Origin of the sequence: Desulfovibrio sp., from assembly GCF_034006445.1 — a bacterium.
In the GTDB taxonomy this organism is placed as follows: Bacteria; Desulfobacterota; Desulfovibrionia; order Desulfovibrionales; family Desulfovibrionaceae; genus Desulfovibrio.
On sequence record NZ_JAVESS010000002.1, the window covers coordinates 217,825 to 233,597 of the forward strand.

General features: G+C 57.5%; 11 protein-coding genes. 5 read left to right on the forward strand and 6 right to left on the reverse strand.

The annotated features are described in order from the left end of the window. The first annotated feature begins 689 nt into the window (after nucleotides 1-689). The gene (locus tag RBR41_RS03695) at nucleotides 690-1,142 is read left to right on the forward strand and encodes a hypothetical protein (protein WP_320351159.1); all 453 of its coding nucleotides are present in this window, start codon (nucleotides 690-692) and stop codon (nucleotides 1,140-1,142) included. Nucleotides 1,143-1,270: 128 nt separating this feature from the next. Here RBR41_RS03695 and pdxA read toward each other — a convergent pair whose 3' ends face one another. From pdxA to RBR41_RS03710, 3 genes are all read right to left on the reverse strand, one after another. Further along, nucleotides 1,271-2,260 (reverse strand): 4-hydroxythreonine-4-phosphate dehydrogenase PdxA, encoded by a 990-nt coding sequence (pdxA, locus tag RBR41_RS03700; protein ID WP_320351160.1) that lies wholly within the window; start codon nucleotides 2,258-2,260, stop codon nucleotides 1,271-1,273. Continuing rightward, nucleotides 2,257-3,516, reverse strand: a complete 1,260-nt coding sequence (locus tag RBR41_RS03705; protein ID WP_320351163.1) for a four-carbon acid sugar kinase family protein — start codon at nucleotides 3,514-3,516, stop codon at nucleotides 2,257-2,259. The genes pdxA and RBR41_RS03705 overlap by 4 nt, the downstream gene beginning before the upstream one ends. Before the next feature lie 63 nt (nucleotides 3,517-3,579). Then, the gene (locus RBR41_RS03710; protein ID WP_320351165.1) at nucleotides 3,580-4,554 is read right to left on the reverse strand and encodes a 2-keto-3-deoxygluconate permease; all 975 of its coding nucleotides are present in this window, start codon (nucleotides 4,552-4,554) and stop codon (nucleotides 3,580-3,582) included. Between the two features lie 311 nt (nucleotides 4,555-4,865). Between RBR41_RS03710 and RBR41_RS03715 the strand changes: the two genes are divergently transcribed. Continuing rightward, nucleotides 4,866-5,651 carry a DeoR/GlpR family DNA-binding transcription regulator gene (locus RBR41_RS03715; protein WP_320351166.1) on the forward strand — a complete coding sequence of 262 codons (786 nt, stop codon included), beginning with the start codon at nucleotides 4,866-4,868 and terminating at the stop codon, nucleotides 5,649-5,651. A 420-nt stretch (nucleotides 5,652-6,071) separates the two neighbouring features. On the opposite strand, the gene RBR41_RS03720 is transcribed toward RBR41_RS03715, so the two are convergent. Then, nucleotides 6,072-7,625 carry a lysylphosphatidylglycerol synthetase family protein gene (locus RBR41_RS03720; RefSeq protein ID WP_320351168.1) on the reverse strand — a complete coding sequence of 518 codons (1,554 nt, stop codon included), beginning with the start codon at nucleotides 7,623-7,625 and terminating at the stop codon, nucleotides 6,072-6,074. 460 nt (nucleotides 7,626-8,085) lie between these two features. Here RBR41_RS03720 and greA point away from each other — a divergent pair, with 460 nt between their 5' ends. Beyond that, on the forward strand, nucleotides 8,086-8,574 hold the full coding sequence (gene greA, locus RBR41_RS03725) for a transcription elongation factor GreA (RefSeq protein ID WP_320351169.1): 489 nt from the start codon (nucleotides 8,086-8,088) through the stop codon (nucleotides 8,572-8,574). A gap of 155 nt (nucleotides 8,575-8,729) precedes the next feature. Here greA and RBR41_RS03730 read toward each other — a convergent pair whose 3' ends face one another. Continuing rightward, a complete protein-coding gene (locus RBR41_RS03730) occupies nucleotides 8,730-11,738 on the reverse strand; it encodes a glycosyltransferase (RefSeq protein ID WP_320351171.1) in 3,009 nt (1,002 codons plus the stop codon). Nucleotides 11,739-11,937: 199 nt separating this feature from the next. Between RBR41_RS03730 and RBR41_RS03735 the strand changes: the two genes are divergently transcribed. Further along, nucleotides 11,938-13,044 (forward strand): AI-2E family transporter, encoded by a 1,107-nt coding sequence (locus tag RBR41_RS03735; RefSeq protein ID WP_320351173.1) that lies wholly within the window; start codon nucleotides 11,938-11,940, stop codon nucleotides 13,042-13,044. Nucleotides 13,045-13,156: 112 nt separating this feature from the next. After that, nucleotides 13,157-13,999, forward strand: coding sequence for a D-alanyl-D-alanine carboxypeptidase family protein (locus tag RBR41_RS03740; protein WP_320351175.1), 843 nt, complete (start codon nucleotides 13,157-13,159; stop codon nucleotides 13,997-13,999). A 262-nt stretch (nucleotides 14,000-14,261) separates the two neighbouring features. Here the strand turns inward: RBR41_RS03740 and RBR41_RS03745 are convergent, their stop codons facing one another. Beyond that, entirely contained in the window at nucleotides 14,262-15,527 is a 1,266-nt protein-coding gene (locus RBR41_RS03745) for an O-acetylhomoserine aminocarboxypropyltransferase/cysteine synthase family protein (RefSeq protein WP_320351177.1), read from the reverse strand. Between the last annotated feature and the right edge of the window lie 246 nt (nucleotides 15,528-15,773).

Below are 15,773 nucleotides of genomic sequence, written 5' to 3' on the forward strand. Positions count from 1 at the left end.
CTACTGGAAACAGTAGCCCTTTTCTTTTTGGCCATGCGCGTCACTATGTGTGATTTCTTGTGTGATAGACTCAAAAAGAACCACGGCTTCGGTATCAACCCCAAGGTTGTGAAGGGATATTTCCGTTGTTCTCAGGTTCATGCGGCCAAGGACTTTTTGCGCTCTGTGCGGCTCGTTCAATGCCCACACTGTGACCACTGCGCTTGTTGATCGGCAATGCAATGTGCCAAACATCCGGTTCGCCCCGTTGGCATGGCCACCAAGTGTTACGGATTGTCACTCCCCAAATTGCTGGGCCAGCATCACATCTTCGAATCGTTTATAAATAATGCTAATCAGTTGTATGTTTTTTTGCGGCCTGATAGAAAGCATCACAGTTGCAGCCACTGCCACAACTTTGCAAGAAAGCTATCGTTAACCAGCGTTGTTGCGAGAACATGGGCAGGGCTTTTGATGAAGCTGCGCACAATTGGCTGCTTTTTTTGACGCGACTGCTCATAACCGGGCAGATTCTTTGCGCACCTGAGCACTCTCACCGTAAAAATGCTCTGGCCACTGCGCGAAAGACGTTCGCAAAGGGCTTCGCCGTGAAGGCGAAGCGCAGGCATCTGAGCACTTATGCGCTCAAGCGGGCCTGTCAAAACCGTCGTGCATGTCCATTCTTAACGACAGTCCGCTTTTGCGGTTGCATGCGCGATGGATTGCCCACAGACACTCTTTTGACAAAGGGCACGATGATGAAGCTGAAGCCTTTCAACAAGGTGCTGGTACGCCCTGCCAAGACCGAACCGTGGACAGCAACATTTTATTCGCATGCCGAGCGCAACGGTCATGTAACGCTGGACAGGCGCGCGCTGTGGACAGAAGAAAACATTCTTCCGTACAATGATGCCACCAGCCACCTTCTGGGCACAACGGACGAATTTGTTCCCCCGGCTGATGAAGCAACGCTCTTTACGTGCGGACAATGGGTGGAGGCCCGTTGCGGGGCCGACAAGCTTTTCGTCAAAGCGCTGTACCTCTATTGCGACCAGACATGGGACAAGCCCGTTCATTTTGTCTTTGACCCCGCATGCAACAAAAAGCTTGGCATTACGGCAGATGAAGGCATCCGCCCGGTGCAGGCGCTTCTTACGGGCTGAAGAAGTTTTAACGTCAACTTGCCTGAGGTCTGCGGCAACAGACACCTCCATACAAAATAATACCCCGAATCCGGCGCTGGCCGAAATCGGGGTATTATTTCGCCTGCCGTCATGGCGGGCGGCGGCTTTTACCTGGCGCTCAGCAAGGCCGCCTGGCGCACGGCCTCAATGAGGCTGTCTTCACTGGCTATGCCCTTTCCGGCAATGTCAAAGGCAGTTCCGTGGTCCACGGAAGTCCGGATCACGGGAAGGCCTATGGTGATGTTCACGCCATCGGCAATGCCCATCACCTTGATGGGCCCGTGGCCCTGATCGTGGTACATGGCAATGACAATGTCAAAATCGCCTCTTCCGGCTCGGAAGAAGAGCGTATCCGACGGCAGCGGGCCTTCCACATCCCAGCCCTTGGCCTGCGTGGCTTTCACAGCAGGAAGGATCTTTGTTTCTTCTTCGCCATTGCCAAACAGGCCGTTTTCTCCGGCATGGGGATTAATGGCGCAAACCGCGATACGCGGATTGGCAATACCCGTACGCACAAGCGTGTCGTGCGCCCTTGCTATGGTACGCTCCACAAGGGCGGGCTCTATCTTGTTGATGGCGTCAATGAGCCCCAGATGGGTGGTCACGTGCACGACCCGCAACGTGGGCGTCATGAGCATCATCGAGACTTCGGGCGTGCCCGTCAGGTGGGCCAGCATTTCCGTATGCCCAGGAAACATGCGCCCTGCCGCGTGCAGGGCTTCCTTGTTCAAGGGGGCGGTGCAGATGGCCTGGGCCTTGCCCGCCTGCACAAGTTCCACCGCCTTCTTGATGAACTGGTAGGCTCCTTCGCCGGATATGGGCGACACCACGCCGAAAGGATGCCCCTTGGGAATAACCGGCACATCAATACAATCAATGACGCCAGCGACATACCGCGCCGCATCCGGGTCGGCAAGCGCATTGACAGTAACCGCGCTGCCCGTGATTTCCGCAGCTTCACGCAGTCGTTCCGCGTCGCCAACCACAAGTATCCTGGTCCATGCGGCCATCTCGGGCCGGGTCATGGCCTTGACTATGATTTCAGGCCCGATACCGGAGGCGTCGCCCATGGTAATGGCCACAATTGGAAGATTCAAGCCAGTTCTCCTTTATAATTAGCAGCGCGTATATATTCCAGGCATCTGGCCAGGGTATGCTCGGAACCGAACGAACCGGCCTTGGTGATAACGGGCAAGGCGTGCCTGCCCAGGGTCAGACCAACGGGCACGCCGCTTTCAACCTCGGTCACAAGCTGTATGCCGTGAATGCCGGCGCGGGCCATGAGCATGGCGGCCGTTTCGCCTCCGGTGGCCACAAGACCGCCTGAAGCCTCAAGAACGCCATGCAGGGCTGCCGCAAGACGGCTGGCGAGGCCGCCGCCCTTGGAGAGGTCAGGATCGTCAACCTCGACAATTTCCGCCACAACGTCACGACCAGCAAGCAATGCCTCCCGGATTACCTGCCCGCGCGCTTCAAGTGCCGCATCACTGGCGGTTGCCAGTTCGGCGGGCGTAAAGGGCACGTGGAGCGCGGGTTTCGTATCCAGCACAAACCGCAAGGCCTGGCGCGAAACCTTTACCAGACTGCCCACCACCATAAGGATGCCGCGCTCCGTTGGTGGAACGGAAATGGTCACGCCACCCCGACCCGGAGCGGACATACGCGCCAGCGGCACGGCAAGGCCCCCTGTTCCCGCGAAGAAAACCCTCTCTGCCAAAGGATAGGTAGCCTCGGCAATGATTGCAAGATCATCGGGCGTTTGCGCATCACAAACAACGCCGTCAAAGCCTTTATCCATGCAGTCACGCACCAGATTCATGATTCCGTCAGCGCCGCTCCGCACCACATCCAGGGTAATGCCATACGTTTTTACGCCGACCGCACCAAGGTTTTCCACCAGATTGCCGCTGGGGTAGGTGTGATCTCTTGCCCAAACCTCAGTGGCTTCAAGGGGCTCGCCGTTGACCAGAACGCAGCCATTGACCGTTGTTCTGCCCGTGGCCGGAAAGGCGGGAGCCATAATCAGAAACGCAGGGCCGCCGAGCTTGCGCAGCACTTCAATGGTGGCTGCGGTTTCCGCCATGGGCTGCCCGCGCATGAGGGAATCGAGCTTTTTGTAAAGCCGCATGGGCCGGACAAACCGCTTTTCCAGCAGGCAAACATGCGCCTTTGCCGCCTGCGCGGCCGAAAGGGCCCGGCTTGCCACATCCACGGCCACGACTCCGCCGGGCACGTCCGCAGCCTCGCCGCCCTCAAAAATCACTGACGCGGGCATGCCGCTTTTGGCAAAGGCGATGGCGCAATCTGCCGCGCCTGTGAGATCATCCGCGACAATAAACCAAGATGGATTCATAGCGTTCCCCTGTTACGAACCTGCGACGGATGCGCCCTTGCGACCGCTCGCAGGCATCCTCGGCTAAGCCTCATTTTCATCCGGCAAATCCTTGGGAGCTCCAAAAACTTTGACTCCCCACGCGGTGACAATGGGGGTGAGAATGGCCGTGACCACCACGCAGGACGCCACAAGCACTGTCGCCTGCTGCGCGGCAGGCGCATAGACGGGATTGGCCTGGGCAATGATCATAGGCACGGCAGCGGCGTTGCCAGCGGTTGAGGAGGCGGCCAGTCCGGCAACACCAGTGCCTCCGGTCAGGCGATCCCCGATAAAAAGAACTATGCCGGTGAGCAGCACAACGCAGACGCCAAGGCCAATGCCAAGCAGACCCGCATTCCAGACCTTGGAAAGATCAAGCCCGGTGCCGAGCGCAAAGGCGAAAAACGGGATGAGCACCGCAGGAGCAGCTTTGAGAAAATCCCTCATGTCCTTGTCAAGGTTGCCAAGAATCATGCCCAGAACCAGGGGGAAGATAGCGCCAACCATCATCTGCCAGGGAAAGGCCGAAAGCCCGGCTACGCCCAGTGTTACCATGGTAAGAAATGGGCCGGACTCAAGACACATGATGGAGTATGCGGCAACATCCTTGGGTCTGCCGTATTGCCCCATGAGGGCCATATACAGCCCGCCGTTGGTGTCATTAAGGGCGGCCACTATGGCCAGAGTGGAAATGCCCGCAAAAAAGCCTTCTTCCACCGGGGCCTCGCCAAGAAACTGCCCAACGACAATGCCGATGATCGCGGCCACGCCCACCTTGGCCATAAAGAGAACTCCCCCCTTCTTGATAATGTAGGGGGTTGTTTTAAAACTGATGGTCGCACCCATGCAGACATAGTAAACGGCCAGAATACTTGTGGCTCCGGTAAAAAGGCCGCCAGTAAAAGAACCAAAGATTTTGGGCGTATTGGGAAAAAAGGTGTTGCAAAGCGCGCCAAGCAACAGCGGAATGACCATAAGCCCACCAGGAACCCGTTCCATAGTCTTTTTGATCTGCATGACTGAACCCTCCAGCTGCGTCACCGCATCCCGCATATCGGGGGAAGAAAAAAAATGATTGATCTGCGCAATAAAACGACACAAAAAACCAAACGGAACACGCAGAAAACGCGAAGCATGCGGTTTTCTGGCCCCCACAAAAATTCATAGCAGATTAAGCAGAATGCGCAAGAATTTTTATTTTCCGTGGAATGACACACTTTTTAATTACTTTTTTGCGCAATTCACGCATATTATTTACTTCTGGAAGTCTTACATTTATTCCCGCTTCAAGGTATGTTTTGATATAACCACGTACAGGAAGGATAACTATGCGGCGAAGCAGAGAACGGCGTACGGCCATGCTCGAAGCCATCGCGAGTGGAGCCAACGACATAAAATTATTGGCTGAAAAATTTGGAGTTTCATTTTCCACTGTACGGCGCGATTTGCAAAGGCTCTCCAAAGAAAAAGCCGTGGCCCGTACCTATGGCGGCGCAATGCTTGCGCCTTGTATTCAGGAAGAAAACTATCCCGTCCGCGAATGGCAGCACCGCGCGGCTAAACAGACCATTGCCGAGGCTGCGGCGGCTCAAGTTGGGGACGGAGAAACCATCATCCTGGACGGTGGTTCCACCATTACCTCCATGGCCCGCTTTCTGTATGACAAAGAGCTTACCGTCATTACCAACAATATTAAGCTCACTGCCATTCTTGCGGATGCGCCCAACATAAAAACCATCTTTCTGGGCGGCTCCATCAGGCCAATCAGCATGAGCGCGTACGGGCCTTTTGCCGAAAGCGCCCTGCGCTGCCTTACGGCCGACAGGGCTTTTACCAGCGGCAATGGCCTCGTCGCCGACCGTGGCCTGTGTGAAGCCACGCTGGAACAAATATCGCTCAAGCTTCTCATGATGCGTCAGGCCAAGGAAACATTCGTCTTGGTTGACTCCTCCAAACTGGGCTGCGCGTCGCAGCCGATCTGGGCGCAACTGCCGCTGGACTGGACCCTTGTCACGGACGCGGATGAAGATCTTTGTCAGCCTTTTGCGCAGGTTGGAGCCAGGCTGCTCTGCGTCAATGCTTCCGGCTCAGATGGCGACGCCAGGGAAGAATGACGCGCCAGCGGCTCCATCGGTGACGCAATAGCCTAATTTTACTGTGAAATACTTTGTGGGGGAGGGACCCTTTTGCAAAAGGGTCTCCTCCCCCACACCCCCACCCCCTAAAAATCTTAGTGTATCTACGCATCACACTAGAGCAGTTTACGAATGAAATGATTTAACTGCTCTGCAAGGATTTTCCTGGAAATCCTTGCCACGAAATGCGGGCAGGCAGGCTTTTTCCCGCTCTACGCGCGCATTTCAAGCGGTGAATGCTCTAAGGCCTTCTGAATTGGAGCGGAGGTTCCAGAGGCCGCGACTTCCGGGCATCACACCATCTCGAGCCTATTTGCTCCAGCCCCCATCATAAAAACGAAAAGGCCCGTGGCAACAGCCACGGGCCTTTTCGTATCACTCAACCAAGACGCCTGCTGATCACGTTTTTTTATGCCGCCGCGCGCGAGCGCGTAAAGCCGAGCGCCACATCCATGAAAGCACCAGCCCCACCGCAATGCCAATAAAGGCATAGGTGTTGCGCGTGGCGTTGGGAGCGGCATTGGCCCACCAGTTGGCCGAATGGCTCCATGCCGTATGGTATAAGGTCCACCCCAGAGCGCCAACCAGAACAAGTACGGCAAAAGCTCCTCCCAGCCAGAACAGGGGGATGGGTTCCTGCCAGAAAAAGGACGTCCTGTAAAAGCGCCTCTTGGCCACGCACAGTGCCAACAGAACCACGCACACCATTGAGGCCGTCAGCCAGGAAAAACCGTTGAGCAACGCGCCCACAATACCCAGGCACAAAAAGACTACAGCCATGCGAAAAGCACGCGCCTGTCTGCGTTCCAGTCCGTAGGAGACGAACAGCAGAGCCGCGCCCGACAGACAACTGACAAAATGTCCTATGGTCGTCACATGATAGGGGCCCATCATATGCAGCATGGCAAGGGCATGACGCCCCAGGGGCAATGTGGACGATATGAGCAGAATGACACCTGCCGAAAAACACATATAGGCAGAAATGGTGTGTGAAAGCAGCGAAAGCCAGCGCCCCGTGCTGCGCAGCATGTCGCGCCGCTGGCGCACTTCGTAGACAGCCAGCAGCAGGGCCGCTGCCAGCAGGGGAATGATGAAATAAATGAGCCGGAACAGCAGCACGGCGGCAAAAACCATCTGCTCGTGCGATGTGTGGGTAAGATGCAGGATAACCAGTTCAAAAACGCCCACCCCGCCAGGAATGTGCGTCAGCACCACAGCCACCTGCGCCATGAGATAGCTTGGCAAAAAGTCTATAAAGCTTATGCCCATATCGCTGGGCAAAAGCACATACATGCAGGCGGCGGCTGCCACAATGTCAACGCCGGCCACCAGAGCCTGCGCAATGGCTATGCGTGGCTGCGGAAAAACGAATTCCTTGCCGAAAATATGCACAGGCTTGCGGATGAAGAAACAGAGGGCCAGATAGGAACAGGCAAAGGCAAAAAGAATCACGCCCAGGATGCGCACGTCTTTCAGGGGCATCCTGACCAGCAGTTCATCGGGGATAATGGGGGGCGAAACCATAAAGATGACGCCGCACAGCCCCAGCGCCCCTACCCAGAATGTCACGGCCAGCATGAGCACAAGGCGCACAATATCCGACAGCGAAAAGCCCCATGCCGAATAAAACCGGTAGCGCACGCTGGTGCCGCCCAACAGGGCGCCAAAGTTGTAGCTCACGGCCTGCCCCACAAAGGACACAAGGCCCACGCGCGGCAGGGGCAGACTTTTGTGGATGGCCTTGAGGGCCAGCCAGTCATATCCCACCAGAATTATGTAGTTTACCACCATCAGCGCCAGCGACAGGGCGATGCGCCCACTGGATATCTGGTTGAGACTTTCGCGGATCTGGGCGACGCTGTAACTCTTGAGCTTGTGATACAAAAGATATACCGCCAGCAGAAAAACGGCGGAGATCAATAACGGCCCGATATATCGTAAGTATTTTTTCATAACCTGCTATTGCATAAATGCGGCTGATGCCCGGAGCGTTCTGAAAACATTTTTTAACCATATACGCTGTGCCAGCACCACGCAAGTGTCAACTGCATCCCATTAACATCGTTATCTTACTTACAGGGCTGGAATTTTTTTGCAGGGCTTGACCGAAATCTGAGCAGAGGGTAATGTGGAAGCCTGGTAAGGGATTTTACTCCCTTCCAGCCTTGGCCAGAGTGGTTTCGCTATATACGGTAGCTGCTCGGCGTGTATTTTCCGGCAAAATTCACGCCGCGAGATTGTCGCAAGGCCAGATATTTTGCCTCAAGGCGGCAGCTCAAGCGCTCTAGACGTTCCTGCGGGCACAGCTGGGTTTTTGCCGGGCAGCCAGATTTTACTCGTAAAAAACACTTTTTGGATAACGCATGCTCCGCTGCCTGGGCAGCGGCGCTTTTTTTGCGTTGTGAGGTTCATCATGACTAGCATCCCCATTTCCGTACAAGGCTACAAGGCTCTGGAAGACGAACTGGCCCGCCTGAAGAGCGAGCGCCCGGCCATTATTCAGGCCATCAAAGAAGCCAGAGAAGAAGGCGACCTGCGCGAAAACGCCGGCTATGACGCCGCGCGCGAGCGCCAGGGCATGGCCGAAGCGCGCATCAAGTACATTGAATCGCGCATGGCTCTCTACCAGGTTATCGACCTCGACACGCTTCGTGGCGACAAGGTCATTTTTGGCGCAACCGTTGAAATGGAAAATGTGGACAACGGCGAAACCAAGACCTACACCATTCTGGGCCCCGACGAGGCCGACCCCACCAAGGGTTCCATCTCTTTTCTTTCGCCTGTGGGGCAAGCCCTGCTGAGCAGGGAAGTGGGCGATGAAGTTTCCGTGGAAATTCCGCGCGGTCGCGTCACCTATGAAATCACTGGCATCACCTTTAAAGGCAGCAAGGCCCTCAAATAGCCATCGAGCTGGGGAAACGCTGATTTATTCCGTTTGGCGGTTTTGCTTCACTTTTTCGAAGCAGTCGAGGACGGAAGAGTCCACTCCTGCTTCAAAAAAAGATCGCGCCTTGCCAAGCGAAATAACGGCGCGTTTCCAGGAGGCTTTTTGCTTCCCTAGAAATTTCTTTTCAGCATCAGGGCCCAGCCCTGATCGGGGGCCGCATGCACCAGCGCATTGCGCAGGCCGCTCCCGCGCACAATCCCGCCCCAGCGCGCGAGGAAACTTTCCCGCGTCTGGGGCGTACTGCGTTGCTGCCAAAGCACGTCTTCCGCGCACACCACATTTTCAAGGGCGCGCCCTGGCTTTGACGGAACATGCCATTGTCCCCACGGGCAACTCAGGCAATGCATTCCTGCTGCGGCCAGCCGCAACCCCAGGTCGGCTCCGGCCCAGGGCCCCATGGCAGTATCATACCCCCCATGCTCAAGAAAAACGGCACGCCGCACGGCCATGGCCTGCTCCGACGCGGCCAGCGCACGCCGTGTCAGCAAAAGCTGTCCCCAGCAAATGGACGAAAACAGATCTTTGTCGGCACCCCTGTGCAGGGCAAAAGGCAGCCCTGTGACATCCGGCATAAGCCCGGCGTGCCAGAGGCGGTTGCCGCGCCACAGGGTTCCGCCCACAGCGCCCACATTTTCCAGCCGTGCCAGAACGGCAAGCTGTTCGGGCTGGTTGCCCGGCAGAGGGAACAGGCGCGCATCAAGAAACAGCAGCACCTGCCCTGAAGCAGCCCTGGCGGCCGCATTGCTGGCTGCATGCCAGTCCCCTTCTTCCTTTCCCCCTGGAGGAAGCAGAAGGCGCGCGTTCAGGGAAGGGGGCGGGGATGAATATTTAAAAGCTTCGGCTGCCGCCACGTTCAGGGGCTGACAGAGAACCTCCAGGCAAACCAGGCGCGACAACCGCAGCAGATCATCCCACAGGGGCGCTGGCACAGGCGTGGCGTCCCCAGCCAGAAGTACCACGCTGCACCGCATGCCGGGATCAATCTCATGCCGCAGCACAAAAAAATTGTTGAGCGCCGTTGCCTCGGCCACAGCCTTGAAGCCCCGGCGACGCGCGCTTTCTTCAAGGGCTTTGCGAGTGACCTCCAGCACATAGGGCTTGGCCCCGAGCGAACCGCTGGTGCTTCCGTCATGTACGCGCCAATGATAGAGAATACGCGGTATGTGGGCGATGCGCCCAGGAGCCAGTCTTTCGATGACGCGCAGGCTGAGGTCAAAGTCCTGCGATCCCTCAAAACCTGTCCTGAAGCCCCCCGCCGCCCGCAGTTCCTTTGTGGCGTAAACGGAAAAATGCCCTGTAAAACAGGTCCAGGGATCAAAATCCGCACGAAAGACCGGCGTGCGGCGAACCCCACGGCTGTCCAGCTTGTCTTCGTCAGAATACATCAGCCCCAGATCAGGCCTTTGCCGTACAAGCGACGCCACCTCGCTCAAGGCGTGGCTCGTCAGCAGATCATCATGGTCAAGAAAGCCGGTCCAGGGGGCATCAACCAGTTCCAGTGCGGAATTGGAGGCACGGGAGATGTGCCCGTTTTTTTCCCGCAGCACGAGGCGCAGCCTTTTGTCATCAGCAGCGTAGCTACGCAAAATTTCAGGAATTTCACTTTTGGTAGAAGCATCATCAGCAATGCAGAGGTGCCAGTGAGGATATTCCTGCGCCAGCACCGAGTCCAAAGCCGCGCGCAGGTGTTCTGGCCGGGGATTATAAACAGGCATGACCACAGCTATGGCGGGCCAGTCGGCTCCCGCGTGCAGCCGATCGAACTGGGTGCCGTCGGGCGTGCAGTCCTGTCCTTTTTGCAGTGCGGGTTCAGCCAGTTCCACCCAGGCGTCAAAAGAGGCCGGGCAGTCATCGAGGCCGCTGTCGTAAATGCCCTCCGCCTGCAATGCCCGCATGCCCGGCTGCAGATGCTTACGCTGAAACCCTTCCGCCAAGTCCAGCCACCGCCTTGCATCCCGTACCAGCGGAGACACTTTATCGCGGCGGCCGCAATTCAGAAGATTTCTGGCCGTGGAGACATACCAGGAATGCGCGTAGGGCAGGCTCACCGGCAGATCGCGGCACATCTGCACGGCCTGGACGCGCCGATGGGGCGTCAGGGCGTGTAAAAAACCCAGGAGGGTGTCGGGCTGTGGCCGCCACCGCCAGCGGAGCCATGCCTCAAGCGGAAAATCCGTATCCCGCTCCCCTGCTTCGCTCGACTCCGGCTCCTTCCCTCCGTCAAGCCACGCTCCCGGTTGCGGACATGGCCCCTGCCAGAGCCAGTCAGTGCAGCCATAGTCCAGCCCGTCGGCCGCCACATGGGCCGCATAGTCCGGGTGCAGCACACCCGGCTCGATGCGCTCCCGCTGGAGCAGGCTGTTCCACAGGCCGCAGGTTTGCCATGAATCGAAATAATGCCCCAGGCGGGCCACCGATCCGGGGATACTGCCAAAAGCGCCCGCCGCGCCGCCTCCAGCCGTTTGGTGCAACAAGGCCCCAAGGCGCAGACAAAAGTCCGCATCGGCAAGGCTGTCCAGAGATGGATTGAAACCGCCAGCAGCCGCCACATCGGCCGTGCGCAACAGCAGCGCCGCCGTATGCGCCAGCTGGAACCGCCGCTCACGCCGCGCAAGCGTATGGCCCAGGGGCAGCCCTTCATACAGATAGTGCATCTGGCCAAGGTAATCGACCACTGTGCCCATGTGGGCAATTCGCGGCACTGCGGCCCCGATATGGAGAGGTTTGTCCGATCCCGCAGGCGGCTGGCCAGTTCCGGCAGGATACAGAAAAAAGGGATTAACGCCTGCCAGATCCCTGTGGGTTTCCAGCGCGCGCCGTAGTGGCGGCAAGGCATTTTCTTGCAGCAGAACCGAAGATGAAAGCAGCAGGAGCCATGGCGTACGAACCAGGGCTGACGCGGCATTGCGCACATGCCAAAGATTCTGGCCAGCCTGCGGACACTGGCAGCGAAAGGCGCGCAGATTGCCACAACGCACCATATCCCGCCCCAGGGCGGTCATTGACTCGCGCTCGGCTTCTTCGCAAAGCAGCAAAACCACCTGCCCCCGACCGCCAGATCTGATCAGGGCATCCAGAGCGGGCCGGGCCGAAAATTCCGGCAGGCAGGTTAGAAGCACGGTCAACCATGGACGATCTGAAGGAGGGCTAGACATGTTTTGTCTATATACCAGCCCCTCAAGCGGCGCAATGCAACAACCGGGACGCTTTTATTTGCCAGCAAGACTTGGCAGACCCTACATCTATTTGCTAGGCTTACGCCGCTTGGCCAGTTTTCGGCCATATCTGCCATGGCGCACGCAACTCAAGGCTTATTGCATGACACAGACACTGCCCCGTTTGCTCTATCTGCTAGCTGTACTGGCCTGCTATCTGTTGCTGATGCCCAATCCCGTCACTATTTTCATGGCTGCCTGCCTGTCCTGCCTGACCCTGCCGCAGTACCACAGACTTCGCCAAAAAGCGCGGTACTGGCGCATGCAGATTGAAAGAAACACGCCAGACTCCCGCAAACGTCGCACCTTGCTTGCCCTTTCGCACTCCACGCCGCTGTACGCATATATCAGCATGCTGGTGGCGTCACTGGTGGTGCCTGTGGCCGTACTGGTACTTCTGGTGTCGCCTCAGGCGGCGGCCGGGTTTACGCGCCTGCGTGAACTGCAGGCCAACAACTTTCAGTTGCCGCTGGAATGGGTAGCCTACATACAGGAGTGGCGGCAAAGCCTGACGGAATATCCCCGCCTGGAGCGCATTTTCAACGACCTGCTGCTGAAACTGGACAGTTTTTTTGACAGCGCCATGAGCGTGCTGCTGTCGCGCGGCGTGGATTTTCTGGGCGGCACCATGACCGTGCTCTGGACCAGCTTTCTTTTCATAAGCCTCACTGTGATCTTCACGGTTTATTCCCGCCACATCCGCAAGATTACCGGCAGGACTCTCCACATTTCCCAGCCCCTGCTCCGGCGCTTTATTGCCGCCATTCACAGAGCGCTGCGCGGCATCATGCTCGGCATTGTTCTGGTGGCTCTTGCCCAGGGGCTTATGTGCGGCATCGCCTTTGCCGTGGCTGGCGTCAACCAGCCCGCGTTCTGGGGATTGCTTGCCACTCTTGTGGCTCCCATCCCCATGGTGGGCACGGCGCTTGTGTGGGTTCCCCTTTGCATTTCACTCTGGTTCACAGGCAAGACCATGGCTGCTGTCGCCCTGGCGCTGTGGGGCTTACTGGCTGTTGCTGGCGTGGACAACGTACTGCGCCCGCTGTTTTTGCGGCAGGGCATCAAGGCCCCGTTCTTTGTACTGATTATCTCCATCCTCTGTGGACTTTCCAGCTTTGGGCCAGTGGGACTTATCGTCGGCCCTGTGTTGCTGGCTTTTGCCATGCAGGCGGTGGAGGAAGCCAACCGCGCATACAGGTATAATGTTTAAAACAGACTCTTGCGCCATCCCCACGATTGCCGCCACGCTTCGTCGGGACATCAGGCATGTTACAGACGACGGGGGACACGACTCCGCCACGCAGCGACGCAGCTTTTTACGCATGACCAGCGCAGTTCTGGTCTGCTTCATTTTGCTTTGTGTCCTGCCCTGCCGATCTCTGGCGGCCATGCCCGTCCGGGCCGCCATACTTATCAATATGGACACGGGCGCTGTGCTCTATGCCAAAAATGCGGACATGGCCATACCGCCTGCGTCGCTCACCAAAGTCATGAGCATGTTCCTTGCCATGGATCAAATACGGGCCGGAAAAATCAAGGTTGAGGAAAAAATCAGGATTACGCCTGAAATGGCCTCTGTTGGCGGTTCATCCATGTATTTGCGCGCAGGCGAACGGGTGCCAATGTCGCAATTGCTTACCGGCATGGCCGTTGTTTCGGGCAATGACGCGGCCACGGCCGTGAGCCGCCGTGTGGGCGGCAATGAGCGCCAGTTTGTCCGGGCCATGAATGAAAAGGCCAAGGCCGTCGGCATGCAGCGCACCACATTCAAAAATCCCACAGGTCTGCCCGCCGCCGGTCAAAAAACCACGGCCAGGGACATGTCCACCATGGCGCGCGCCTATCTTCGCGCGCATCCCTCCGCCCTGCGCTATCACAACGTGCCCCTGTTCACCTACCGAGGCAGAATGACGCGCAATACCAACGCCTTGCTGGGGCAGGTTCCTGGCGTCAACGGACTCAAAACAGGATGGACCGTGGCCTCGGGCTACAATCTTATCGTGACGGCCCAAAGAGGGAAAACCCGCATGCTGGCCGTGGTTATGGGCGGCACCAGCAGGGTGGGACGCGACAACGCGGCGCGCAGGCTCATTGAGGTCGGATTCCGGTATCCCACGTCCCCACAGAAGGTTCAGCAGATTTTTGCGGGCAAAAGAAGGCGCTGACGCAGACCCCACATCACCATAAAAGGCGGCGGAATTTCTTCCGCCGCCTTTACTTTTTGGCAAACAGCACAGTTGAGCATGTACATTTTTTCAGCGTTACTCTGCCCAAGCGCAAGGGCCGTTTCAAAACGCAATGACGCTGACGACTGCATGAACGGGGCGCGCCATAAAGACACAGGCGCTGTCAGCGCAGTCAAACGCCGAAGCGGGCGTCTTTTTAACTTCAAGGATGTCTGTTCTCAAACCCTATTTTTGCCTTGGGCTATGCCTGTTCCAGAGCCTGGGCAAGGTCGGCAAGGATGTCGTCCACATGCTCAAGCCCCACTGACAGACGGATGGTGCCGGGGGCTATGCCGGCATCGTGCAACTGCTCGTCGCTCAGCTGCCGGTGCGTGGAACTGGCCGGATGCAGCACGCAGGAACGGATATCCGCCACATGCACCTCAAGAGAAATCATCTTCAGACTGTCGATAAAACGCGCGCCAGTATCCCGCCCGCCCTTGAGCGCAAAGGAAATGACGCCGCTGCACCCTTCGGGCAGATACTTGTCGGCCAGCGCCTTGTTGGCATTGCCCGGCAGGCGCGGATAATTGACAGATTCCACCTTGTCGTGTCCCTGAAGAAAGACGGCCACCTTTTCGGCATTGCGGCAGTGCCGCTCCATACGCAGCGGCAGTGTTTCAAGCCCCTGGTTGATGTAAAAAGCACCCTGCGGGCTTTGGCAGCACCCCATGTCGCGCATGAGCTGCACCCTGGCCTTGACGATATAGGCCGCTTTTCCAAAGGTTTTGGTATACACAAGCCCGTGATACGAGGGGTCTGGCTCGGTAAATTCGGGGAATTTGCCGCTGGTCCAGTCAAAATTGCCGCTGTCCACAATAACCCCGCCCATCTGCAGGGCGTGCCCATCCATATACTTTGTGGTGGAATGCACAACAATGTCCGCTCCGTACTCAAAAGGACGGCATAAAATGGGCGTGGCAAAGGTGCTGTCGATGATCAGCGGCAGGCGATGGCTGTGCGCCAGCCGCGCGAAGCGTTCGATATCCAGCACGTCCATGGACGGATTGGTCAGCGTTTCGCCAAAAACCGCACGGGTATTGGGCCGAAAAGCCTTTTCAAGCTCCGCGTCCGAGGCGTTCTGGTCCACAAAGGTGACTTCAATGCCCAGTTTTTTCAGCGTGACGGCAAAAAGATTGAAGGTGCCCCCGTAGATGCTGGACGCGCTGACCACATGCTCGCCGCTTTGCGCGACATTGAGCAGGGAGAGCATGCTGGCGGCCTGGCCGGATGACGTGCACAGCGCGCCTACCCCGCCTTCAAGAGCAGCAATCTTGCGTTCCACCGCGTCCACGGTGGGGTTGCCAAGGCGGGTATAGAAAAAACCCGCGTCCTCAAGATCAAAAAGTCTCGCGACGGCCGCCGTGGATTCGTATCTGAATGTGGTGCTCTGTGCTATGGGTACAACGCGGGGTTCGCCGTTTTTGGGCTCATACCCTGCGTGCAGACAAAGGGATTCCGTTTTCATGCCATCCTCGAAGTATGCGGTGGTAAAGAAGGTGTTTTACCTGGGCCTGAGGCCACGCGGTTTCGAAAAATAGCGCATGCCCTTGCTGCTGGCAACCGCACTTTTTGCAGGATCGCTGCGCCGTTTATCCAGAGCAATTTTTTTTGAAATTGCTCTGCCGGATGCGGGAGCAGACGCCCGCTGCGGAGGCGTAAGCGCTGTTTATCTGCGCGGTTAAACGCCGGAGCGAGCGTCCTGGAAGCATTG

What these genes read in the sequence shown, in the direction of transcription:
- RBR41_RS03695 (WP_320351159.1), top strand. Translation starts at nt 690, where the DNA reads ATGCGCGATGGATTGCCCACAGACACTCTTTTGACAAAGGGCACGATG.
- RBR41_RS03705 (WP_320351163.1), bottom strand. Translation starts at nt 3,516, where the DNA reads ATGAATCCATCTTGGTTTATTGTCGCGGATGATCTCACAGGCGCGGCA.
- RBR41_RS03710 (WP_320351165.1), bottom strand. Translation starts at nt 4,554, where the DNA reads ATGCAGATCAAAAAGACTATGGAACGGGTTCCTGGTGGGCTTATGGTC.
- RBR41_RS03715 (WP_320351166.1), top strand. Translation starts at nt 4,866, where the DNA reads ATGCGGCGAAGCAGAGAACGGCGTACGGCCATGCTCGAAGCCATCGCG.
- RBR41_RS03720 (WP_320351168.1), bottom strand. Translation starts at nt 7,625, where the DNA reads ATGAAAAAATACTTACGATATATCGGGCCGTTATTGATCTCCGCCGTT.
- greA (WP_320351169.1), top strand. Translation starts at nt 8,086, where the DNA reads ATGACTAGCATCCCCATTTCCGTACAAGGCTACAAGGCTCTGGAAGAC.
- RBR41_RS03735 (WP_320351173.1), top strand. Translation starts at nt 11,938, where the DNA reads ATGACACAGACACTGCCCCGTTTGCTCTATCTGCTAGCTGTACTGGCC.
- RBR41_RS03740 (WP_320351175.1), top strand. Translation starts at nt 13,157, where the DNA reads ATGACCAGCGCAGTTCTGGTCTGCTTCATTTTGCTTTGTGTCCTGCCC.
- RBR41_RS03745 (WP_320351177.1), bottom strand. Translation starts at nt 15,527, where the DNA reads ATGAAAACGGAATCCCTTTGTCTGCACGCAGGGTATGAGCCCAAAAAC.